Here is a 22899-nt window from a genome sequence, read left to right as displayed (position 1 = left end):
GGGGGGGGGGGGGGGGGGGGGGGGGGGGGGGGGCCCCCGGGGCGGGGGGGGGGGGGGGCCCCCCCCCCCCCGCCTCTGCGCATCATGGGCGGACGGAAAACCGGCTAACGTAACAGGTATCTTCCGTCAGGTCAGGTCAGGCGAGGTTCACGGTGAGGATGGTGTCGCCCGGGGCCGGCGGACGATCCACGACGAAGGTGTTCTGGAAGTTGGCGGCGGGAACCGAGCAGCTGACCGACGCCCTGGCCTTCTTGCCGAACGGCGGGACGTTGGACAGGGTCACCGAGTACACACCGGTCGGCCCGACCCCGGTGGTCCGGTTCTCGACCGGTGGGTCGGTGTTGATCGAAACAGCCGTCGGAACACCCACAGCACACGTCGCGACGCCCCGGATCGTAACCGTCGGATCGTTCAGGTCCGCGCTTGCCGGCACCGCCGCCGCCACGGCCAGCACGCCGGCCGTTCCAACGGAAGCCAGAAGCCCTGCCGTTCGATGGATTCGCATAGGAGAACCTCTCTTTCAAGATGTGTCCCCTGAGTTCTCTGTCCGTCCGGTCGAAAGGCTACCCGGAGCAATGCCGCGCCATGTATTTCGGCGAACACTTTCTGTCGCACAATTCCGGAAGTCCCGGCGGGCACGGGGATCGGGCGAACGACAGCGAAAAGGGTCAAGGCCGGCGCGGGCCCGCATGGTCTTGTCAGCCGATGTCGCCGTTGTCCGACTCCCCGCGACGGCGCGATGCATGGGCCACACGGTCACCCACAGGGCCTTTTGCCCCTCACTGGTGTCACACAGCGTGACTACTGCCGCCGGTGGACTCCGCGAGCAGATACCAGCTCCGGGCGCAGGCGAACACCCGCGGTTCGCCTGTCAATGGCTGGACCGCCGGCACGAGGAGAGGTCTGATGGTCTTCTCCTGAAGAATCCGCCGTCGTTTTTGTCCGTGCCACGAACTCGCGGACGAAAGCCGGTATCGAGTTCGTTACCGACGCCCGTCCACCTGTCAGACCCGCCACGTGTATGAACGGGTAGCCGGGCGGCGCGCCGCGGATGGTGCCCAGTGGGTCTGCGAAGGCATCTCTCCGCGAAGGCATCGATGCCGGCGGCAGTGCCCCGCCCGGCGCCGCCTGCCGCCTTGGCACCCGCACCGCCACCTGCCTCTCCTGAACCGACCCGGGGCAGTCCGGCTGGCGGCCGAGGCCCACGAGGCCTCGGCACGCACAGATGGCAGGGGCGAAGGCCTGTCCCGCCCTCGACGGACAAACCCACCCGGCAACGGGAACGCTCACCGCGCCGGTCAGCCGACGGTGGAGGCGCGGGCCGCAAGCTCAGGGGTGAACTGGACGGCCTGGTGCTCGTGGGCCGGGTTGTTGGCCTCGTCGAGGAGCAGTTCGGCGGCGGTGCGGCCGAGGAGGTAGCGGGGCTGGCGGACGGACGTCAGCGGGACGGCGGCGGCCGCGGCGAAGTCGATGTCGTCGTAGCCGACGATCGCGCAGTCCCCGGGGACGGCGACGCCGAGGCGCACGCACATCTGCAACAGTCCGAGCGCGATCAGGTCGTTCGCGCAGAACGCGGCGGTGGGACGGCGCGCGGCGGGCAGACCGACGAGCCGTTCGGCGGCGCCCCGGCCTTCGGCGACGGTGAGCGCGCCGGTTGCGAGCACGGTCAGCCGGTCCGGCGGCAGGCCGGCGCGTTCCAGGGCGCGGAGCGCGCCGGCGCGCCGGTCGCGGACCTGGTTGAGGGTGTCCGGACCGCCGATGAACGCGATGCGCTCGTGGCCGCGCTCGAGCAGGTGGGTGGCGGCGAGCTCGCCGCCGAGGACGTCGTCGACGGACACCGAGCAGCCTTCGCCGGCGCCGGCGACCCGGTCGACGAGCACGACCGGGGTGCCGCGCGCAGGCAGGGTGCGCAGCCGTTCGTTCGCCGCGTCGACCGGGGTGATGAGCACGCCCTGGACGCGCTGTTCCAGGAGCAGGTCCAGGTAGCGGGCCTCGCGGGCCGCGTCCTCGCCGCTGTTGCACAGGAACACCGACAGGTCGGCGGCCGCGGCTACCTCCTCGATCCCGGTGGCGACGTCCGTGAAGAACGGGTTCGACGGGTCGAGCATCACATAGGCGAGGATCCGGCTGCTGCCGGCGCGCAGCGCCCGTGCCGACTCGTTGCGGACGAAGCCGAGTTCCTCCATCGCCCGCTCGACCCGGGCCCGGGTTCGCGGGCTGACCAGCTGCGGCCGGTTCAGGACATTGGACACCGTGCCGAGCGACACCGCCGCCGCCGCCGCAACCTCCTTGATGCCGGCGGCGCGGCTGACGCTCACCGCCCGGCCCGTACTCGTGACGGGCGTGCCCGCGACAGGCCGGCCCGCTACGGGGCTCGAGCCGGACAGGCGGGCCGAGGAAGGCAGCGCCGGCACGGCGGACCGCGCAGGCACGGCTGCCGCCACGCGAGAGCGCTCGCCGCCCTCGGGTGGTGCCTGCTCGGCCTCGTCCACGCCGCTCCCCGAATCCTTGAAACGTGCCAGCTGAACTGCGCCAACGGAACCATGCCAACCGCGCCATGCCAACCGAGGAACCACGCCAGCTGGGGAAGCACGCGAATCGAGGAACCGCGCCAACCCCACCGCGCCAACGAGGCACCGATGCACGTCGCCTGACGAGCGGATAGTACAGAACGGCCCCCGCGGCGACACAACCGAAGCGCCCAACCGGGCAGTAACCCGGACCTTGACACCGTTCGGGACGCCAGCTAAGTTGCGCTGGTCACAGCATTGAAACCTTTCATTGAAGGGGTGAGATGCCCGCAGAGCAGGCGCCGTTGTTAGCGGTGCGCGACGTCTCCAAGTCCTTCGGGGCAGTCGCCGCGGTGCGCGACGTCTCGTTCCCTCTCTACGCAGGCGAGGCGCACGCCCTGGTCGGCGAGAACGGCGCCGGCAAGTCCACGATCGTCAAGATGCTCGCCGGGGTACACCGCCCCGACACCGGCACGATCGAGATGGACGGCGCCCCGCTCGCGCTGAGCTCCCCCGCCGATGCCAGGGCCGCCGGTATCGCGGTGATCTACCAGGAGCCCACGCTCTTCCCCGACCTGTCCGTCGCCGAGAACATCGCGATGGCGAAGCCACCCCGCGGCCGGTTCCACGCGATCGACCGGGCACGCATGGTCCGGGACGCGACGGCCCTGTTCGAGCGGCTCGGCGTGGACATCGACCCGGCCCGGCCGGCGCGAGGCCTGTCGATCGCCGATCAGCAGCTCGTCGAGATCGCCAAGGCGCTGTCCGCGGACGCCCGCGTGCTCGTGATGGACGAGCCGACGGCCGCGCTGTCGACCGTCGAGGTCGAGCGCCTGTTCACCGTCGCTCGCTCGCTGCGCGACCGGGGCGCCGCCGTGCTGTTCATCTCGCACCGGTTCGAGGAGATCACCGCGCTGTGCCAGCGGGTAACCGTCATGCGCGACGGCCGGCACGTCTCGACGGACCCGCTCGCCGGCTTGACCGTCGACGACCTGGTCCGCAGGATGGTCGGCCGCGACCTGTCCACGCTCTACCCGCGGCGGTCGACGACCCCGGGCGACGTCGTGCTGGAGGTCGACGGCCTGCGCCGCGACGGCGTCTTCCGGGATGTCTCCTTCCAGGTGCGCGCGGGCGAGATCGTCGCGCTCGCCGGCCTGGTCGGTTCCGGGCGTTCCGAGGTCGCGCAGGCGGTCTTCGGCGTCGACCCCCGCGACGCGGGCACCGTTCGCGTCCACGGCCGCCAGCTGCGCGCGGGGTCGCCGCGCGCGGCGATGGCCGCGGGGCTCGCGCTGGTGCCGGAGGACCGGCGGCTGCAGGGCCTGGTCATGGACGCCTCGATCGCCCGCAACGTCACCCTGCCGCGCTCCGGGGCGCTCGCCCGCCTCGGGCTGCTCTTCGGCGGCGCCGAGCGGCGCGCGGCCGCCGAATGGACGGCCCGGCTGCAGACGAAGTACGGCCGGCTGGCCGACGCGGTGTCGACCCTGTCGGGCGGCAACCAGCAGAAGGTCGTACTCGCCAAGTGGCTCGCGACCCTGCCCCGGGTCCTGATGGTGGACGAGCCGACCCGCGGCATCGACGTCGGGACGAAGGCCGAGGTGCATCGGCTGATCTCCGGTCTCGCCGAGGACGGCGTCGCCGTCCTGATGGTCTCGTCCGAGCTTCCAGAGGTGCTGGGCCTGGCCGACCGGGTGCTGGTGATGCGGGAGGGCCGGCTGGTCGCCGAGCTCGACCGCGCGGACGCCACCGAGGAGTCCGTGATGTTCGCCGCGGTCGGCCAGCGGAAGCGGGAAGCCGCGACGACCGGGGCGACCTCGGCCGCGGGCGAGCAGCCGGCGGAGAAGGGCGTGGAGGCCGCACTGTGACCACCGTTGAGGACTCCGTCCGGACGATGCCGGCGCGCGCGATGCCCGCGCGGACGTCCGTACTGGAGCGGGTGCTGCGGGCGCGCGAGATCAGCATCGTGCTGGCGCTGGCGCTGCTGGTCCTCGTGACCGCCATCGGCCATCCCAGCTTCGTGCACTCGCAGTCGATCCGCGACATCCTGCTCGGCGCCGCCATCCTGGGCGTGCTCGCGGTCGGCCAGACGATCGTCGTCATCACCCGCAACATCGACCTGTCGGTCGGCTCGGTGCTCGGCCTGTCCGCGTTCGCGGCCGGGACGCTGCTGATGAACCATCCCGGCATGCCGATCATCGTGGCGGTCCTGGTCGGGATCGCTGTCGGCGCGGGCTGCGGCCTGGTCAACGGCCTGCTCGTCCGGTTCGGCGACGTGCCGGCGCTGGTGGTGACGCTCGGGACGCTGTACGCCTACCGGGGCGTCGCCTACCTGTGGGCGGGCGGCAGCCAGATCAACGCCGACGAGCTGCCGGACGGCTTCCTGAAGTTCGGCACCGCGACGGTGCTCGGCGTGCCGTACCTGGTGCTCATCGCCGTCGCCGTGCTCGTCGTCGCCGGCGTCGTGCTGCGGTCCTACCCGGCCGGGCGCCAGCTCTACGCGCTGGGGTCGAGCCCCGACGGGGCGCGGCTCGCCGGCATCCCGGTCGGCCGGCGCACGCTGGCCGCCTTCCTCGCCAGCGGCACCCTCGCGGGCCTGGCCGGCGTGCTGTTCGCCGCCCGGTTCGGCACGGTCGACGCCGCCGCGGGCAACGGCTACGAGCTGAACGTCGTCGCGGCGGTCGTCGTCGGCGGTGTCGCGATCTTCGGCGGCAGCGGCTCGGTGTGGGGCGCGGCGCTCGGGGCGCTGCTGCTCACGACGATCGGCAGCGCGCTGCCCGTGCTCGGCGTCGACCAGTTCTGGCAGCAGGCCATCGTCGGCGCGCTGATCCTGCTCGCGATCGGGATCGACCGGCTGATCGCCGCGCGGGTCGCGGCGGCGCTGAAGAAGAGGGGCTCCCATGTCCGCTGACAGCGACCGGCCGGCCGCCACCGCCACCGCCACCGCTGCCGCTGCTACCGCCGACAGCCTCGCCGACGCCGCGCCGCCCGCGGGTGGCGGCCGCGCCGGGCCGCCGGCCGCGGGCCGGGGAGCGCGGCAAGGCCCGGGAGCACAGCTGGGCCGGCTGGCGAGCTGGGACCTTGGCGTCGTGGTGCTCGCGGTGCTCGTCATCGTCGTCGCCTCCGCGTCGGTCGAGAACTTCGGGACATCGCGCAACTTCACGTTCCTGGTCCTCGACCTGCTGCCGATCGCGCTGATCGCGCTGCCGATGACGTTCGTGATCGTGACCGGCGAGATCGACCTGTCGGTGGCCAGCACGCTGGGCCTGTCCAGCGCGGTGATGGGCAGCCTGTGGAACCACGGGATGACCATCGAAACGATCATCCCGCTGTGCATCGTGCTCGGGGCGGTCCTGGGCGCGGTGAACGGCCTGTTCGTGACGGTGTTTCGGCTGCCGTCACTGGCCGTGACGATCGGCACGCTGGCGCTCTTCCGCGGGCTGGCGCTCGTCGTCCTCGGCGACACCGCCGTCGCCGACTTCCCAGCCCAGTACACGAACTGGGTCACAGGCACCGTCGGCGGCTCCGCGGTGCCGAACGTCCTGATCCCGCTGGCCGCGCTGGCGGTGGTGTTCGCCGTCGTGCTGCACGCGACGCCGGTGGGCCGCTGGGCGTTCGCCGCCGGGGCCAGCGAGCAGGCGGCCCGGTTCGCCGGGATCCGCGTCGGCCGGCTGAAGTTCTGGCTCTACGTCGTGACCGGCGCGGTCGCGGGGCTCGCCGGGGTGCTGTGGACGCTGCGCTACTCCAGTGCCCGCGCCGACAACGGCTCCGGTCTGGAGCTCGCGGTCGTCGCCGCCGTCCTGCTCGGCGGGGTCTCGATCTTCGGCGGCCGCGGCACCCTGCCCGGGGTGCTCGGCGGGGTCGTGCTGCTGGCCGCACTGCAGAACGCCATGCGCCTGTCGGACGTCTCGAACGAGTCCCTGAACGTCGTCACCGGCGCGCTGCTCGTCGTGTCGGTACTCGTCCCGAACCTCATCCGCCGGACCAGGGCCGCGGTCTCCCGCGCCCGACACCGCAGGCCAACGCCCCTCTCCCCACCCTTGCCCGGTTCCTGACCGCCGGGTCACGCCGACCACCCCGCCACCGACCGCCCACCCCACGTCCACCGGGCACCGCCCACGGGCTCCGTTCGACCCGCCCCTCGCTGATCACACTAGGTAGCCAATTGCTACTGGATGTGATCAGGCGGGAGGCCGGCGGGCCCGTGGCCACCCGTCCGCCTCCACCACTCCACCGCCTTACCGCCCGCCAGCGATCACGGTCATGCCGACCGCCTGGCGGCCACTCCGAAGGGATTCCCCAGCCATGCAGGCACGCCGGTCCAGAAAACTCCTGCTACCCGCCGCGGCGTTAGTCGCGCTGACCGTCGGCCTCGCGGCCTGCGGCGGCACGTCAAAGGACGACACCGCCACCGCCGGCGGCGCCACATCGGGCGGTGCCGCGGCGAGCGCCAACCCGAACGCGACGCTGAAGACCGGCGTGAAGATGGCGTTCCTGCCCAAGCAGCTCAACAACCCCTACAGCGACATCGAGGTCAGCGGCGGCAAGGCGGCGCTCGGCGACCTCAAGGGCGAGTACAAGCTGGTCGGGCCGAACGACGCGTCCGCGTCGTCGCAGGTCAGCTACATCAACACGCTGATCCAGCAGCAGCAGGACGTCATCGGCATCGCGGCGAACGACCCGAACGCCGTCTGCCCGTCGCTGAAGCAGGCGTCCGCCGCCGGCATCAAGATCGTCGCCTTCGACTCGGACGCGGCGAAGGACTGCCGCGACGTGTTCATCAACCAGGCGACCACGCAGGGCATCGGCGAGGGCCTGGTGAAGATGACCAGCGACCTGGTCGGCGGCCAGGGTGACATCGCGATCCTGTCGGCCACCCCGAACGCGACGAACCAGAACGCCTGGATCGACGTCATGAAGACCGAGCTGGCCAAGCCGGAGTACAGCGGTCTGAAGCTGGTGAAGATCGCCTACGGCAACGACGACGACCAGACGTCGTTCCAGCAGGCGCAGGGCCTGCTGCAGTCGTACCCGAACCTGAAGGCGATCGTCTCACCGACCACGGTCGGCATCGCGGCGACCGCCCGGTACGTGAGCAGCTCCAGCTACAAGGGCAAGGTCGTCGTCACCGGCCTCGGCACCCCGAACCAGATGCGCGAGTACGTCAAGGACGGCACCGTCAAGCAGTTCGCGCTGTGGAACCCGGCCGACATCGGCTACCTGGCGGCCTACGCCGGCGTCGCGCTGGCCTCCGGCCAGATCACGGGCGCCGAGGGCGAGACGTTCACCGCCGGCAAGCTCGGCAAGTACACCGTCGGCAAGGACGGCGAGATCGTCCTCGGCCCGCCGACTGTCTTCAGCGCCGACAACATCGACAAGTTCGACTTCTGATTCTGAGCGCGTCTGGCGCGCCGGTCGCCCTGCCCGGGCGGCCGGCGGGCCGGCCTCGCGGCGGCGTGTCCGTCGCGTCGGGCGCGTCCGTCGCGAGGGCCGGGACCGTCGCGGCGGGCGTACCCGGCGCGACGGGTGGGACCGGGCGACACGGCAACCGGCGCCACCGGAGTAACCGGGGCGCGAACCAGCCTGAACGGGACATCGGAGGGAGAAGATCGCCGTGCGGCGGTACTGCTTCACCCTGCGGGTTCGGCCGGACCGCCTGGCCGAGTACGCCGAGCGCCACCGCGCCGTCTGGCCGGAGATGCTCGACGCGCTGCGGGCCGCGGGGTGGCACAACTACTCGCTCTTCCTGCGCGACGACGGCCTGCTCATCGGGTACGTCGAGTCGCCGGACCTGGCCGCCGCACAGGCGGCGATGGCCGCGACCGAGGTGAACACACGCTGGCAGAAGGAGATGACCGATTTCTTCACCGGCATCGACGGCCGCGGCCCCGACGAGGCCATGCAACCGCTCACCGAAGTCTTCCACCTGGACTGACCCCTCCCCTTCCTTTCTGTCCGGCCGGACAGACGAGACGACCCGACCGCGCCAGCGCGACCCGAGCGGGCCGGCCGGCGGGCGCCGAGCCCGCCGGACCCGCGGCGGCTTGCCGCGGTCCGGTCCCAGCTGGCCCCGGCTCGGCCCGGTCCCAGTCGTCTACCCACCGACGTCCGCGACGCCGCCCCCGGCGCCCCGACGGCGCCGGACCCAAGGAGCGTGATGACGATGGCGAACCCGACGGATGTTGTGAAGACAGGCCTGCGTTCGCTGCAGATCGAGACCCCGTCATGGGCCTATGGCAACTCCGGGACCAGGTTCAAGGTGTTCCCGCAGCAGGGCGTGCCCAGGACCCCGTTCGAGAAGATCTCGGACGCCGCGCAGGTACACCGGTACACCGGGACCGCGCCGAGCGTCGCCCTGCACATCCCCTGGGACCGGGTCGACGACTACGACGGGCTCGCGGCCTACGCCCGCGACCAGGGCGTCCGGATCGGCGCCATCAACTCCAACGTCTTCCAGGACCCCGACTTCATGTTGGGCAGCGTCACCAACCCGGAGCCGCGCATCCGCCACAAGGCGGTCAAGCACCTGCTGGAATGCGTCGACATCATGGACGCCACCGGCTCGACCGACCTGAAGCTGTGGTTCTCGGACGGCCTGAACTACCCCGGCCAGGACGACCTGCGCGACCGGCAGGACCGGCTCGCAGAGGCGCTGCGCGAGGTCTACGACCGGCTCGGCGAGGGGCAGCGGATGCTGCTCGAGTACAAACTCTTCGAGCCCGCGTTCTACGCCACCGACGTCCCCGACTGGGGCACCTCCTACGCGCACTGCGTCGAGCTCGGGCCGAAGGCGGCCGTCTGCATCGACACGGGCCACCACGCGCCGGGTACCAACATCGAGTTCATCGTCGCGTTCCTGCTGCGCGCTGGCCGGCTCGGCGCGTTCGACTTCAACTCGCGGTTCTACGCCGACGACGACCTGATGGTCGGCTCCGCAGATCCGTTCCAGCTGTTCCGCATCATGTACGAGATCGTCCGCGCCGACGCCCTCGCGGGCGGCATCGCGTTCATGCTCGACCAGTGCCACAACATCGAGCCGAAGATCCCCGCGGTGCTCCGCTCGGTGATGAACGTCCAGGAAGCGACCGCCAAGGCGCTGCTCGTCGACCGGGACGCGTTGCGCGCCGCCCAGCACGCCGGTGACGTCCTCGGCTCGAACGCCATCCTCATGGACGCCTACAACACCGACGTCCGCCCGCTGCTCGCCGAGCTGCGCGCCGACGCGGGCCTCGACCCCGACCCGACCGCCGCCTACCGCCGCTCCGGCTACGCCGAGCGGATCGTCGCCGAGCGCGCGGGCGGCCAGCAGGCAGGCTGGGGCGCCTGAGCCGGACCTGCCAGATCGGCTACGCAAGCTCCGCCGATCCGGCAGGAACCCCGGAGTACGGGGCCGGAGCGCGCGGGCGACGGAGCGAAGCAGACACCCTGACCGGCGCCCGCCCGGCCGCCCCGGAAGGAGGAACCCGACCATGACATCCACGACCACGACCACGACCACAACCACAACCACGGCCACGAGCGCGGCGACGACCAACGCGCCGACGCCGGCGGCGCCGGGCACGCCGATGGCGCCAGGCGTGTCCGGCCTCGCCGCCGGGCTGGCGCGGGTCACGCCCCGCCCGACCAGGGTGGGCCTCGTGGCCGGCGGGCTCGGCGCCTACTGGCCGCAGTTCCCGGCGCTGCTGCCCAGGCTCCAGCAGTCGGCGCGCGAGGTCTCGGCCCGGCTGTCCGCGCTCGACTGCGAGGTCGTCGACGTCGGCTTCATCTCGGACGCGCAGGAGGGCGCACGCGCCGCCGACCGGCTGCGGGCCGCGGACTGCGATCTGATCGTCGGCTTCCTCACCACCTACATGACCGCGAGCATGCTGGTCCCGATCGCGCAGCGCGCCGGGGCCCCGGTCCTCCTGCTCAATCTGCAGCCGACCGAGGCGATGGACCACGACACCTTCGACACCGGCGACTGGCTGGCCTACTGCGGCGCCTGCCCCCTGCCCGAGATGGCGAACGCGTTCCGCCGCTGCGGCGTCGAGTTCCGGTCCGTCTCGGGCTACCTCGCCGACGAGCGGGCGTGGCGCCGAATCGAGCGCTGGGTACGCGCCGCCGGGGTGCGGGCCGCGCTGCGCACGGGCCGGCACGGCCTGCTCGGCCACCTCTACCCCGGGATGATGGACGTCGCCACCGACCCGACGCTCGTCTCCGCCCAGCTCGGCGGGCACGTCGAGATCCTGGAGGTCGACGACCTGCGAGTCCGCGTCGAGAAGGTGACCGACGCCGAGACCGACGCCCGGCTCGCGCTCGCCCGCGAGGTGTTCACCCTCGACGAGTCGGTCGCGGGCGGGGACCTGCGCTGGGGCGCCCGGGTCTCCGTCGCGCTCGACCGGCTGGTCGACGACTTCGCGCTCGACTCGCTCGCCTACTACCACCGGGGCCTCGACGGCGAGCAGCACGAGCGGGTCGGCGCCGGGCTGATCCTCGGCGCGTCGCTGCTCACCGCGCGCGGCATCCCCGTCTGCGGCGAGTACGAGCTGCGCGCCAGCCTCGCCATGCTGATGTTCGACCGGCTCGGCGCCGGCGGCTCGTTCACCGAGATCCAGGCGCTGAACTTCCGCGACGGCGTCGTCGAGATGGGCCACGACGGCCCGGCGCACCTGGCGATCAGCGCCCGCCGGCCGCTGCTGCGCGGGCTCGGGACCTACCACGGCAAGCGCGGCTGGGGCGTGTCCGTCGAGTTCGACGTCGCCCACGGCCCGGTGACCGCCTTCGGTCTCGGCCAGTTGCGCGACGGCACGTTCCGGTTCATCGCGGCCGAGGGCACGGTCGTCGACGGGCCGCTGCTGCGGATCGGCAACACGACGTCGCGGGTCGACTTCGGGCGCGACCCCGGCGAGTGGGTCGACGCCTGGTCGGCCACCGGCGTCGACCACCACTGGGCACTCGGCACGGGCCACCGCGCCGCCGACCTCGCCGCCGTCGCCGACCTGCTCGGCATCGAGCTCGTCGTCGTCGGCCCCGGCGGCGGCGGCGCGTGACCCGCCCGAAGCGCGGGAGCCGCCCGAAGCGCGGGAGCCAGGCCCGCCAGAACCGGACCCACCAGAACACGAAGGGACTTGGGACACGATGAACGAGCAGCCAGCGCGACCGGCCGCGGCAAGCGGGACCGGCCGCGCCGCCGGGACGGACGCTACGACGGTGGTCGGCGAGCTGCTCGGCCGGTCGAACCGGCTGGGGGCGGACCCCCGCAACACCAACTACGCCGGCGGCAACACGTCGGCGAAGGGCACCGAGACCGACCCGGTCACCGGCGGCCCGGTCGAGCTGCTGTGGGTGAAGGGCTCCGGCGGCGACCTCGGCACCCTGAAGGCCGCCGGCCTCGCCGTCCTGCGCCTGGACCGGCTGCGCGCGCTCGTCGACGCCTACCCGGGCGAGGACCGCGAGGACGAGATGGTCGCCGCGTTCGACTACTGCCTGCACGGCCGCGGCGGCGCCGCCCCGTCGATCGACACCGCCATGCACGGCCTGGTCGAGGCCGCCCACGTCGACCACCTGCACCCGGACGCCGGGATCGCGCTCGCCACCGCGGCCGACGGCGAGCGGCTGACCGCCGAGTGCTTCGGCGATCGCGTCGTGTGGGTGCCGTGGCGGCGTCCCGGCTTCCAGCTCGGCCTCGGCATCGCCGCCGTCGCCCGCGAGCACCCGAACGCCATCGGCGTGATCCTCGGCGGGCACGGCATCACCGCCTGGGGCGCCACGTCGGCCCAGTGCGAGGCGAACGCGCTCGAGATCATCCAGACGGCGGCGCGGTTCCTCGCCGAGCACGGCAAGGCCGAGCCGTTCGGCCCGCCGGTCGCCGGCTTCGGCGCGCTCCCGCCGGCCGAGCGGCGAGCCAGGGCCGCCGCCCTAGCCCCGGTCATCCGGGGGCTCGCGTCCACGGACCGGCGGATGGTCGGGCACTTCACCGACGCCGACGCCGTGCTCGACTTCCTCGCGCACGCCGAACACCCGCGGCTCGCCGCCCTCGGCACCTCCTGCCCGGACCACTTCCTGCGCACGAAGGTCCGCCCACTGGTGCTCGACCTGCCCCCGGACGCGCCCCTCGACGCCGTCGCCGACCGGCTGCGCGCGCTGCACACCGCCTACCGGGACCACTACCGCGCCTACTACGAGCGGCACGCCACCCCCGACAGCCCGCCGATGCGCGGCGCCGACCCGGCGATCGTGCTCGTGCCCGGCGTCGGCATGTTCTCGTTCGGCGCCGACAAGCAGACCGCTCGGGTCGCCGGTGAGTTCTACGTCAACGCGATCAACGTGATGCGCGGCGCGGAGGCCGTCTCGACGTACGCGCCGATCGACGAGTCGGAGAAGTTCCGGATCGAGTACTGGGCACTGGAGGAGGCTAAGCTCGCCCGGATGCCGAAGCCTCGCCCGCTCGCGGGCCGGGTCGCGTTCGTCACCGGCGGCGGCTCCGGCATCGGCCGGGCGATCGCCCTGCGGCTGGCCGCCGACGGTGCGTGCGTCGCGGTGGCCGACCGGGACGGCGCCGCGGCCGAGAAGGTGGCCGCCGAGATCGGCGCCACCGCGGCGCGGCCCGCCGACCGGGCCGTGGCGGTGGCCGCGGACGTCACCGACGAGGAGCAGATCGCCGCCGGGCTCGCCGCCGCGGCGCTCGCGTTCGGCGGCGTCGACCTGGTCGTCAACAACGCCGGGCTGTCGATCTCCAAGCCGCTGCTGGAGACGACCACCGCCGACTGGGACCTGCAACACGACGTCATGGCGCGCGGGTCGTTCCTGGTCGCCCGGGAGGCGGCGCGGATCATGATCGACCAGGGCCTCGGCGGCGACATCGTCTACATCGCCAGCAAGAACGGCGTGTTCGCCGGCCCGAACAACATCGCCTACGGCGCGGCCAAGGCGGACCAGGCCCACCAGGTGCGGCTGCTGGCCGCCGAACTCGGCGAGCACGGCATCCGCGTCAACGGCGTCAACCCCGACGGCGTCGTCCGCGGCTCCGGCATCTTCGCCGGCGGCTGGGGCGCGAAGCGCGCCGCCGTGTACGGCGTCCCGGAGTCCGAGCTCGGCGCGTTCTACGCGCAGCGCACCCTGCTCAAGCAGGAGGTGCTGCCCGAGCACGTCGCGAACGCCGTCTTCGCCCTCACCGCCGGCGACCTCTCCCACACCACCGGCCTGCACATCCCCGTCGACGCCGGTGTCGCCGCAGCCTTCCTCCGATGACCTCGCAACCGACCGATCACCCAACCGCCGACCGCCTGGCCGCGGACCGTCCAACCGCCGCCCTCCCCGCCGCGGCCCTTCCCGCGGCCGGCCGCTCCGGGGCGGCCTTGCCCCCCGCCGGCGCCCCAGCCGGGCCGCCGGCGCCCGGGCCGGAGACGGCCGGGCCGCCGATGGCGGGGAGGGCGCGATGAGTCTGTTCGCCGCCGTCGACCTCGGGGCCTCCAGCGGGCGGGTGCTCGCCGCGCATGTCGGCCCTGGCCGGCTGGAGGCGAGCGAGGTGCGCCGGTTCCCGAACACGCCGCTGCGGCTGCCCGACGGCCTGCACTGGGACGTCGGGCACCTCTACCTCGAGATCCTCGCCGGGCTGCGGGCGCTCGGCGAGGCACACGGGCAGCCGCGCAGCATCGGCGTCGATTCCTGGGCCGTCGACTACGGCCTGCTCGACGGCGCCGGCCGGTTGCTCGGCCTCCCCCACCACTACCGCGACGCCAGGACCGGCGAGGCGGTTCTCGACGCGGTGCACGCCGCGACCTCCCCCTCGGCGCTGTACCCGGCGAATGGGCTGCCCCCCCGCCCGCGCCCCCCCCCCCCCCCCCCCCCCGCGGGGGGGGGGGGGGGCGGGGGGGCGGGGGGCGCCGCCGCGACCCTGCTGCTCATCCCGGACCTGCTGGCCTACTGGCTGACTGGGCAGCGGGCCGCGGAGGTGACGAACGCGTCGACCACCGGCCTGCTCGGCGCGCACGACCGGACCTGGTCGGCGTCGCTCGCCCGGCTCGCGGGGATCCGCCCCGAGATCCTGCCGCCGCTGGTCACCCCGGGCACGGTCGTCGGCGGGCTGCGCCCCGAGGCGGCCGAGGAGACCGGGCTCGCCGCCGGGACACCGGTCACGGCGGTCGGCTCGCACGACACCGCGTCGGCGGTCGTCGGCGTGCCCGCCGAGGGCGAGAACTGGGCCTACATCTCATGCGGCACCTGGTCGCTCGTCGGCGTCGAGCTCGACGCGCCGGTGCTCACGGAGGACAGCCGCGCCGCCCAGTTCACCAACGAGGCGGGCGTCGACGGCCGGACCCGCTACCTGCATAACGTGATGGGCCTGTGGATCCTGCAGGAGTGCCTGCGGACGTGGCGGCGCGCCGGGCACCGGTGGGCGCTGGCCGACCTGCTGGGCCAGGCGGCGGCGCTGCCGCCCAGCGGCCCGGTGGTCGACCCCGACGCCCCCGAGTTCCTGCCACCCGGCGACATGCCGGCCCGCGTCGTCGCCGCGGCCCGCGCCAGCGGGCAGCGCGAGCCGCGGACCCCGGCCGAGATCGTCCGCTGCGTCCTGGACAGCCTCGCCGCCGCCTACGCGCGGGCGGTGCGCGCCGCCGAGCACCTGTCGGGCCGGCGCGTCGACGTCGTGCACCTCGTCGGTGGCGGGTCGCGCAACGAGTTGCTGTGCCAGCTGACCGCGGACGCGCTCGGCCTGCCGGTGCTCGCCGGCCCGGCGGAGGCGACCGCGCTCGGCAACGTGCTGGTCCAGGCCCGCGCCCACGGCGCCTTCGGCGCTCCCGGCGGGCGGCGGGCGGGCGGCGGTGACGTCAGTCTGGAGGCGTTGCGCGCGCTGGTCCGTGCCACGGCCCCGCCGACGCGGTACGAACCGACGAGGACCAGGACGGTCCTTATGCCGAGCCCGCCGTGGCGCGGCGGCGCCGGAGGGAGCTGAGCGGATGCGGATCGGACTGTTCGTCACCTGCCTGGTCGACGGGATGTTCCCGGACGTCGGCGACGCGACCGTGCGGGTACTGGAGCGCCTCGGCCACGAGGTCGACATGCCGCTGGCGCAGACCTGCTGCGGCCAGATGCACATCAACACCGGCTACGCCCGCGAGGCGCTACCGCTGGTGCGCCGGCACGTCGGCGCGTTCGAAGGCTACGAGGCGGTCGTCGCGCCGAGCGGGTCCTGCGTCGGCTCGGTGCGCCACCAGTACGCGACGCTGGCGGCCGCCGCCGGCGACGAGGCGCTGGCCGCGGCCGCCGCCGACCTCGCGTCGCGCACCTACGAGCTGTCCGAGTTCTTGGTCGGCGTGCTCGGCGTGACCGATGTCGGGGCCTACTACCCGCACCGGGTCACCTACCACCCGACCTGCCACTCGCTGCGGCTGCTGCGGGTCGGCGACGCGCCGGCGCGGCTGCTGCGCGCCGTCGCCGGTCTCGACCTGGTGGAGCTGCCGGCCGCGGAGTCATGCTGCGGCTTCGGCGGCACGTTCGCGCTGAAGAACGCGGACACCTCGACGGCGATGCTCGCCGACAAGATGCGCGACGTGCTGTCCACCGGCGCCGAGGTCGTCACCGCCGGCGACTCGTCCTGCCTCATGCACATCGGCGGAGGCCTGTCCCGGCTGCGGGCCGGCGTCCGACCCGTTCACCTGGCGGAGATCCTCGCGTCCACGGCCACCACCGCGTCCCCTGTCGCCGCGCCGCCCGCGGCATCCACGGCATCCACCGCGCGGGCTGCCCGATGACCCGGCCGGGTGCCGGTCAGGCGCCTGGACGCCGCCAGGCCGACGACCAGCGGAGCCGGACACGCACAGTGCCGGAGCGTGTGCGGCTGAGCGGGCCGTGGACGGGCGGAACGGGGAAAGCTGGTATGCCGGCCACGGCCCCGCCAGTCCTCTCGGCCGGTGGCCGTCCGCCCCGGCCAGGCTCGGACGTCGAAGTGTGTCATCTGAGCCTGCCTATAGGCAGGCTCATCCACCACAGTTCGCCGCTGGGGGCAGCGACTGTGTCATCTCAGCGTGCCTATAGGCACGCTGAGATGACACAGATCGTCGGCGGGGGCGGGTCGTGACGGCGGCGAGCGGGCCGGCGGGGGCCTCCCCGGCGACGTTTCTGGGGCTGCCGGCGGTGGTGCCGCCGACGGCGCCACGCGGGGTGGGGATGCTGCGCGGCGACGAGCCGTTCCCGGTGGCCGCGCGCCGGGCGCTCGGTGACGCCCAGCTGCGCCGTAACCTCGGGAAGGCGACAGGCACGATCCGCGGGCGCCGGGCACGCGTCGTCGCCGAGCTCGACGACTGGGACCAGCTGCGCGCGGCCGGCGCCGCGATCAAGGACGACGTGCTCGCGCACCTGGGCGACTACCTGGTCCAGCTGGAGAAGCAGGTCACCGCGCGCGGCGGCGTCGTCCACTGGGCGCGCGACGCGAACGAGGCGAACCGGATCGTCGTCGACCTCGTCCGCGCCGCGGGCGCCACCGAGGTCGTCAAGGTCAAGTCGATGGCGACCCAGGAGATCGGCCTGAACGAGGCGCTCGCCGACGCCGGCGTCGCGGCCTGGGAGACCGACCTCGCCGAGCTCATCGTCCAGCTCGGCCACGACCGGCCAAGCCACATCGTCGTGCCGGCGATCCACCGCAACCGTGCCGAGATCCGAGACATCTTCGCCCGGGAGATGGGCGCGTCCGGCGGCGTCCCCGCGCCACCCGGGCTGACCGACGAGCCCCGAGCGCTCGCCGAGGCCGCCCGCCGACACCTGCGGCAGCGCTTCCTGTCGGCCCGGGTCGCGATCAGCGGGGCGAACTTCGCCGTCGCCGAGACCGGCACGCTCGCCGTCGTCGAGTCCGAGGGCAACGGCCGGATGTGCCTGACGCTGCCCGACACGCTCATCACCGTGATGGGCCTGGAGAAGATCGTCCCGACCTGGCGCGACCTCGAGGTCTTCCTCCAGCTGCTGCCCCGCTCGGCGACCGGTGAGCGGATGAACCCGTACACGTCGATGTGGACAGGTGTGGCACCCGGCGACGGCCCCCGCGCGTTCCACCTGGTGCTGCTCGACAACGGCCGCACGGCGACGCTCGCGGACCCGGCCGGGCGGGCGGCGTTGCGCTGCATCCGGTGCGCGGCCTGCCTGAACGTCTGCCCCGTCTACGAGCGGACCGGAGGTCACGCCTACGGGTCGGTCTACCCCGGCCCGATCGGCGCGGTGCTGTCCCCGCAGCTCGCCGGCGTCGCCGACAACCCGTCGCTGCCGTACGCGTCGACGCTGTGCGGGGCCTGCCTGGACGCCTGCCCCGTCGCGATCGACATCCCGTCCATGCTGGTCCACCTGCGGGCCAAGGTGGTGGACGCCGGGCGCGGCGCCGGCCACCCGCCCAAGCCCGAACGGGCTGTGATGGCCGCGGCCGCCTGGACGATGGCGAAACCGGACCGCTGGGCGCGCGCCCTGCGCGCCGCCCGCCTCGGCCGGCTGCTCGGGCGCCGCCGCGGCGCGATCGGGCGGCTGCCACCACCGCTGGCCGCCTGGACCGCCAGCCGCGACCTGCCGCTCCCCCCGGCCGAGACCTTCCGCGACCGCTGGTCGCGCCAGCGGTCCGGCCCCGACGGCCCGGACGCGCCAGACAGCCTGAACGCGCCAGACCCGCTGGACGGCCCGAACGCGTCGAACCCACTGGACGACCCGGACGCACCGGGCGCGCGGGACCTCCAGGATGCGCGGATCGGCCAAGACGCCCCGGGCGGCCGAGACGCGCCGGACGAGCCGGACGAGAGGACGCCGTGATGAGTCGGACAGACCCATCGCCGTCTGATGACGCGCGGGCAGAGGTCCTGGCCCGGGTGCGCGCCGCGCTCGCCGACCGGCCGGCCGCACCGCCCGCCTCCCGGGACTACCGCACCGCCGGCGACGGTTCCCCGAGCCTTGCGGCGGACGCGCCACGGGAGGCGTTACTGGAGCTGCTGGCCGGCCGGCTCGTCGACTACCACGCGCTCGTCCGCCGGGTCCCAACTGGACCGGCCGCACCCGCCGGCCCGACGAATGACGCGAGCGACGGGAACGACGGGAACGACGACGGAGATATAGCCGCCGCCGTCGCGGATGCGCTCACCCAGCGCGGCGCGCGGCGCCTGGTCCGCCCACCGGGTCTGCCGGCCGGCTGGCTCGCCGCGGCGCGCGGGATCGAGGCGGTCGACGACGAGCCGCCGCTCACGGCCGCCGAGCTGGATGTGCTCGACGGGGTGCTGACCGGTTGCGCGCTGGCGATCGCCGAGACCGGGACGATCGTGCTCGACGGCGGGCCCGGGCAGGGCCGCCGCGCGCTGTCCCTGGTCCCGGACTACCACCTGGTGGTCGTGCGCGCCGACCAGGTGGTCGCCGGTGTGCCGGACGCGCTCGCGCGCCTGCGCGCCGCCGGCCGCGCGACCCGCCCGCTGACCTGGATCAGCGGGCCGAGCGCCACCAGCGACATCGAGCTCCACCGCGTCGAGGGTGTCCACGGCCCCCGCACGCTGGAGGTCGTCCTCGTCGAGTAAGCCGGGGAACGGGGCGGGTGACGGGCAGTCGGATCGCTGACACGTCTCCGGGCCTGCACACAGCGCGCGTTCAGTCAGCTCCAAGGGTAGGCGCCCACTCTGACGGTGATGCCTCGATCGTTGCTGCCCGGCTCGTCCGCACCACGCTGCGCGTCTTCACCGCGGACCTGGCGGCGCATGGGGCCGGCCGCTGCATCGTTTCCGTCACGTGCTCGCCGTCATTCCAGGTGCTGTGACGCAGCGACGCGGGTAGTTCCTGACGTGGCGGCGCCCGCCACCGAACCGCCGGCGCAGTCCTGAGCCCCACACCAGCCGGAAGGACCCAGCAATGTCCAGTGGATCATCGCAGTGGTCAGCCAGTTCACGCGGCCCGGCTCAGTCGGAGACGGCCACGCATGCGGGCGGCGGCGCCCGCGCCGCGGTGAAGCCGCCGACGAGTTGGCTGCTCACCGTCGACTGGACCGCGTGCGACGGCCGCGGCTGGTGCGTCGAGCTGCTGCCCGAGGTGCTCGCCCAGGACCGCTGGGGCTACCCGGTCTCCCGCGAGGACGCGGCCCGCGCGGCCGCCGCCCGTGACGGCGAGCTCCCCCCGGGCCGCCCGAGTCGCGACATCCCGGTCCCGCCGCCCATGGCGGCGCACGCCCGCCGCGCCGCCGACACCTGCCCGCGCCAGGCGCTCCGGCTGCGCTACGTCTCTTAGCAGGGCTTTGTCAGGTTGCTCTGACCGGCGCATGCGGACGCGTCGGAGGCGCGGTGAGCGCGATCTCCGTTCCTCGTCTGCACAGGTCACGAGCTCGGGCAATTGATCTTCCGGTCTCCGGCGAGAGAGCGGCCGGCCTCGTGCTCCCGGAAGATGCCGACGTGTTTGTGACCACGCTCTGTGGCATTCTCGGGCAATACCGGACGGGCCGGAGCCTGCGTGGGAGTACGACTTCTTCGTCAGCTACGCGGCGGCGGACCGGCGAGCAGGCGGCGGACGAGGCTCTGGCGCGGCACGCGAGCCGTCACTACGTCGCCGTGCGCAGCTCCCGCCCCCTGGGTACCCCCGGATCGTCTCCTCACCATGGATCCCCCGGGCGGCCTGGTCGACCCATGATCGGCGGGTCCGCGCAGGGACATCGCACCCCACGCCTGTCTGGCGCCGACGAGGCTGCTCGACCATCGAGAGGCCATCGTCGGCATCGTGACAATCCCCGTCGGCCCTGGCCCAGGGGCACTGTGCCGGCCGGTGTCGGCGGCACAAGTGGCACGCAGACCGACACCGACGCAGACAGCGCATGAAGAGAAAGAGGATCAGGTGGGAGCAAATCGGCGGTCCCAGGTCGAGATGACGGCCGAGGAGATCTCGGCCTATGTGGCGACGCGACGCACGGCGACGCTGGTCTCGCTCGGGCCGGCCGGCCATCCGCACGCCGTCGCGATGTGGTTCGCCGTCCTCGACGGAGTGCTGTGGTTCGAGACGAAGGCGAAGGCGCAGAAGGCGCTCAACATCCGCCGCGACCCGCGGGTCACCGTCCTGATGGAGGACGGCCTGACCTATGACACGCTGCGCGGAGTCTCGATGGAGGGCCGAGCCGAGATCGTGGACGACCCCGAGGCGCTGTGGGCCGTCGGCGTGAATGTCTGGGAGCGCTACAACGGGCCCTACAGCGACGAGGCGAAGCCGCTTGTGGAATTCATGCTCCACAAGCGCATCGCCGTACGCTTCGACGTCCAGCGCACCCGTTCCTGGGATCATCGCAAGCTCGGCATGAGCCCGATACCCCTCGGGGGGACGACCGCCCCCCATCACGCCGCGTCCGACACCCTGTAGGCCGCTCACTTTCAGGAGCTTCGGTGGCACGTTTCTCCCTGCCCGAGGAGGCCCCCAACGGCCTGGACTCCCCCACGACGGCCATGGCCATCAAGTACATGGCCAGAACCAGGTGAGGGTCTTCAAGCTGACCAATGGGCGCGTCGGCGGCAAGTGGCGCGTGTCGGGGCCGGTTTCCGCCGGCCGGCGCCGACGCTGCTTCTGGAGCACCGCGGCCGCAGGTCCGGGAAGCTGTTCACCACCCCGCTCCTGTACCCACGGTCCGGTGACGATCTGGTCGTCGTGGCCTCCCAGGGCGGGCTGCCGAAGAACCCGCAGTGGTATCTGAACCTGATCGCCCACCCCGGGACTCAGGTCCATCTGAAGGGCCGGCGGGATGTCCCCGTCCTCGCCGGGTCGCCTCGCCCGAGGAACGGGCCGGCCTGTGGCCGCGACTGGTCGACCTCTACGCCGACTTCGCGAGGTATCAGGGCTGGACAGACCGCGAAATCCCCGTCATCATCCTGGCCCCGCGCTGATGCCCTCCCGCCGGGCAGGCCCCACCCGGCGGGCTCACCACGGTGGCATGGCCGTCACCCGGCATCCATGCCGGAAATCTCATGGCACAGCACACCGGCATGCGGAAAGGAGCACGGTGTGAATGGTCTGCCACCCACGTTGAGAGAGCTGGTCGAATCCGGGCCCATGGCTCACCTCAGCACCATCAACCCCGATGGAAGCCCACAGGTGACCGTGATCTGGATCGGGCCCGACGGCGATGACCTGGTCAGCGGACATATGTCGTGGTACACGAAGCTGCGCAACCTCGACCAGGACCCGCGGGCGGTATTGTCCTTCGACGCGCCGCGCGCGCCAGGCATCTTCATGAGCCAGTACGCCGTGGTGCATGCGCGGGCCACCATTCAGCCGACCGACGACGCATGGGACCTGCTCAACCGGCTGGCGAAGGTCTACATCTCCCCCGACGCCGAGTTCCTGGCACCGAAGGGGCCTGGCTACACCGTGCGTTACTCCGTCCAGTACTCCGTCCAGCGCGTCGGCGGCGTCGGTCCCTGGGCACCGGCCTCGCGCTGACCACCGGCCTGGCTGCCGGACCCACACCATCGCGCGGCTGCGGCCTGGACTCGTGGCCCGCCGTCCCGCGGTTCCCATCGGCCGAACTGGTCCGTCTGTCCAGAGGTGCCGGGTCGGCCGTGTGCGCGGCCATTACCCCATTCGCACCCCAGGAGCGTGCAAACGGACGGGATCCGGTCGGGCCACGACAGGACCGCCAGTGCCGATGGCGGGTAGGGTGGTGGTGTTACCGGTTCCCCGCTGTATGAACGTCATGCATCGTCGAACGGAACGGCCGGACGTGGGGCGCTCCTCGGCCGGCGCGAGACCGGGAGACGAAGGACGTCTGCCGGGAAAGTAGCAAGGAGAACGCTCGTGGCTCAGGGTACCGTCAAGTGGTTCAACGCGGAGAAGGGTTTCGGATTCATCTCCGTGGACGGTGGCGGTCCGGACGTGTTCGTCCACTTCTCGGCGATTATGTCGGACGGCTACAAGTCGCTTGACGAGGGACAGAACGTGCAGTTCGAGATCGTGCAGGGCCAGAAGGGTCCGCAGGCTGACAAGGTTCAGCCCGTCTGACGACCCCTCGACCTCAGACAAAGCAGCGCGCGGCCGCCGGGCCGCGCGCTGCTTTGTTCTTAGCCGACGCCCAGAGCTTCACCGGATCAGCCTGATGCCGTTTCAAGCAAGGCTGGCCGGTGACCTTGTCGCACTGTCAGTTTGACCGGCGGAACTGTACGCGGATGCGAACCGGCGGGGCCTGGCGTTCGGATCGGCGCACAGCCCCGGCGGTCTTCGGCGCTCCTGAAGCCGGTGAGCCACGTAGATCGCGGACGGGGTATGCGCAAAAGAGGCAAATCGGGATATGTGGCGTTAGTCGGCATACCCGCACGACGATCACGGGCCGAGCATTGCCTGCCGAGCACCGGTGATCGCTGGCTGGGCATGCGAACTGGCGTCCGGCTACCGTCGAGGGCCGCCCTGACGAGATCCACCGGAGAGGCCGTGGAGGGGGGCC

The 22899-nt window shown here is 72.9% G+C and carries 19 protein-coding genes and 1 pseudogene; 18 read left to right on the top strand and 2 right to left on the bottom strand.

The window, feature by feature from the left end; genetic code table 11:
• Positions 1-136: 136 nt before the first annotated feature.
• Both QOZ89_RS39220 and QOZ89_RS39215 read right to left on the bottom strand, forming a co-directional pair.
• The gene (locus QOZ89_RS39220; protein WP_131804122.1) at positions 137-370 is read right to left on the bottom strand and encodes a hypothetical protein; all 234 of its coding nucleotides are present in this window, start codon (positions 368-370) and stop codon (positions 137-139) included.
• Between the two features lie 928 nt (positions 371-1298).
• On the bottom strand, positions 1299-2492 hold the full coding sequence (locus QOZ89_RS39215; protein ID WP_312629149.1) for a LacI family DNA-binding transcriptional regulator: 1194 nt from the start codon (positions 2490-2492) through the stop codon (positions 1299-1301).
• A gap of 302 nt (positions 2493-2794) precedes the next feature.
• Here QOZ89_RS39215 and QOZ89_RS39210 point away from each other — a divergent pair, with 302 nt between their 5' ends.
• From QOZ89_RS39210 to QOZ89_RS39125, 18 genes and pseudogenes are all read left to right on the top strand, one after another.
• Positions 2795-4372 (top strand): sugar ABC transporter ATP-binding protein, encoded by a 1578-nt coding sequence (locus QOZ89_RS39210; protein WP_312629147.1) that lies wholly within the window; start codon positions 2795-2797, stop codon positions 4370-4372.
• Entirely contained in the window at positions 4369-5415 is a 1047-nt protein-coding gene (locus QOZ89_RS39205) for an ABC transporter permease (RefSeq protein WP_198543446.1), read from the top strand. The genes QOZ89_RS39210 and QOZ89_RS39205 overlap by 4 nt, the downstream gene beginning before the upstream one ends.
• Positions 5405-6559 (top strand): ABC transporter permease, encoded by a 1155-nt coding sequence (locus QOZ89_RS39200; RefSeq protein WP_241842080.1) that lies wholly within the window; start codon positions 5405-5407, stop codon positions 6557-6559. Before QOZ89_RS39205 ends, QOZ89_RS39200 begins: the two co-directional genes overlap by 11 nt.
• Before the next feature lie 250 nt (positions 6560-6809).
• A complete protein-coding gene (gene rhaS / locus QOZ89_RS39195; RefSeq protein WP_312629143.1) occupies positions 6810-7895 on the top strand; it encodes a rhamnose ABC transporter substrate-binding protein in 1086 nt (361 codons plus the stop codon).
• 223 nt (positions 7896-8118) lie between these two features.
• Entirely contained in the window at positions 8119-8439 is a 321-nt protein-coding gene (locus tag QOZ89_RS39190) for an L-rhamnose mutarotase (protein WP_312629141.1), read from the top strand.
• Between the two features lie 222 nt (positions 8440-8661).
• Complete coding sequence (gene rhaI / locus QOZ89_RS39185) at positions 8662-9831, top strand: L-rhamnose isomerase (protein ID WP_071051658.1); 1170 nt, start codon at positions 8662-8664, stop codon at positions 9829-9831.
• Between the two features lie 142 nt (positions 9832-9973).
• A complete protein-coding gene (locus QOZ89_RS39180) occupies positions 9974-11533 on the top strand; it encodes an L-fucose/L-arabinose isomerase family protein (RefSeq protein ID WP_312629138.1) in 1560 nt (519 codons plus the stop codon).
• A gap of 88 nt (positions 11534-11621) precedes the next feature.
• Entirely contained in the window at positions 11622-13733 is a 2112-nt protein-coding gene (locus QOZ89_RS39175) for a bifunctional aldolase/short-chain dehydrogenase (RefSeq protein ID WP_241842078.1), read from the top strand.
• Positions 13734-13920: 187 nt separating this feature from the next.
• Positions 13921-15435, top strand: a complete 1515-nt coding sequence (locus QOZ89_RS39170) for a rhamnulokinase (protein ID WP_312629136.1) — start codon at positions 13921-13923, stop codon at positions 15433-15435.
• 4 nt (positions 15436-15439) lie between these two features.
• Complete coding sequence (locus QOZ89_RS39165; RefSeq protein ID WP_312629134.1) at positions 15440-16234, top strand: (Fe-S)-binding protein; 795 nt, start codon at positions 15440-15442, stop codon at positions 16232-16234.
• Positions 16235-16556: 322 nt separating this feature from the next.
• Entirely contained in the window at positions 16557-18266 is a 1710-nt protein-coding gene (locus QOZ89_RS39160; protein WP_312629132.1) for a LutB/LldF family L-lactate oxidation iron-sulfur protein, read from the top strand.
• Positions 18266-19015: a LutC/YkgG family protein gene (locus QOZ89_RS39155; protein ID WP_312629130.1), complete on the top strand. Its 750-nt coding sequence runs from the start codon at positions 18266-18268 to the stop codon at positions 19013-19015. Before QOZ89_RS39160 ends, QOZ89_RS39155 begins: the two co-directional genes overlap by 1 nt.
• Before the next feature lie 328 nt (positions 19016-19343).
• Entirely contained in the window at positions 19344-19715 is a 372-nt protein-coding gene (locus QOZ89_RS39150) for a ferredoxin (RefSeq protein ID WP_083419383.1), read from the top strand.
• A 597-nt stretch (positions 19716-20312) separates the two neighbouring features.
• Positions 20313-20828 (top strand): pyridoxamine 5'-phosphate oxidase family protein, encoded by a 516-nt coding sequence (locus QOZ89_RS39145; protein WP_071051654.1) that lies wholly within the window; start codon positions 20313-20315, stop codon positions 20826-20828.
• A 153-nt stretch (positions 20829-20981) separates the two neighbouring features.
• Positions 20982-21143, top strand: a pseudogene (locus tag QOZ89_RS48470) (nitroreductase/quinone reductase family protein); the annotation flags it as partial.
• A 2-nt stretch (positions 21144-21145) separates the two neighbouring features.
• Positions 21146-21346, top strand: a complete 201-nt coding sequence (locus tag QOZ89_RS48465; protein WP_274536592.1) for a nitroreductase/quinone reductase family protein — start codon at positions 21146-21148, stop codon at positions 21344-21346.
• 67 nt (positions 21347-21413) lie between these two features.
• Positions 21414-21902, top strand: a complete 489-nt coding sequence (locus QOZ89_RS39130) for a PPOX class F420-dependent oxidoreductase (RefSeq protein ID WP_397428932.1) — start codon at positions 21414-21416, stop codon at positions 21900-21902.
• Between the two features lie 354 nt (positions 21903-22256).
• Positions 22257-22460 carry a cold-shock protein gene (locus QOZ89_RS39125; RefSeq protein ID WP_071051652.1) on the top strand — a complete coding sequence of 68 codons (204 nt, stop codon included), beginning with the start codon at positions 22257-22259 and terminating at the stop codon, positions 22458-22460.
• Positions 22461-22899 lie beyond the last annotated feature (439 nt).

Origin of the sequence: Pseudofrankia coriaricola (genome assembly GCF_032027725.1) — a bacterium.
Lineage (GTDB): Bacteria > Actinomycetota > Actinomycetes > Frankiales > Frankiaceae > Pseudofrankia.
This window is presented reverse-complemented; position numbering and strand designations above follow the sequence as displayed.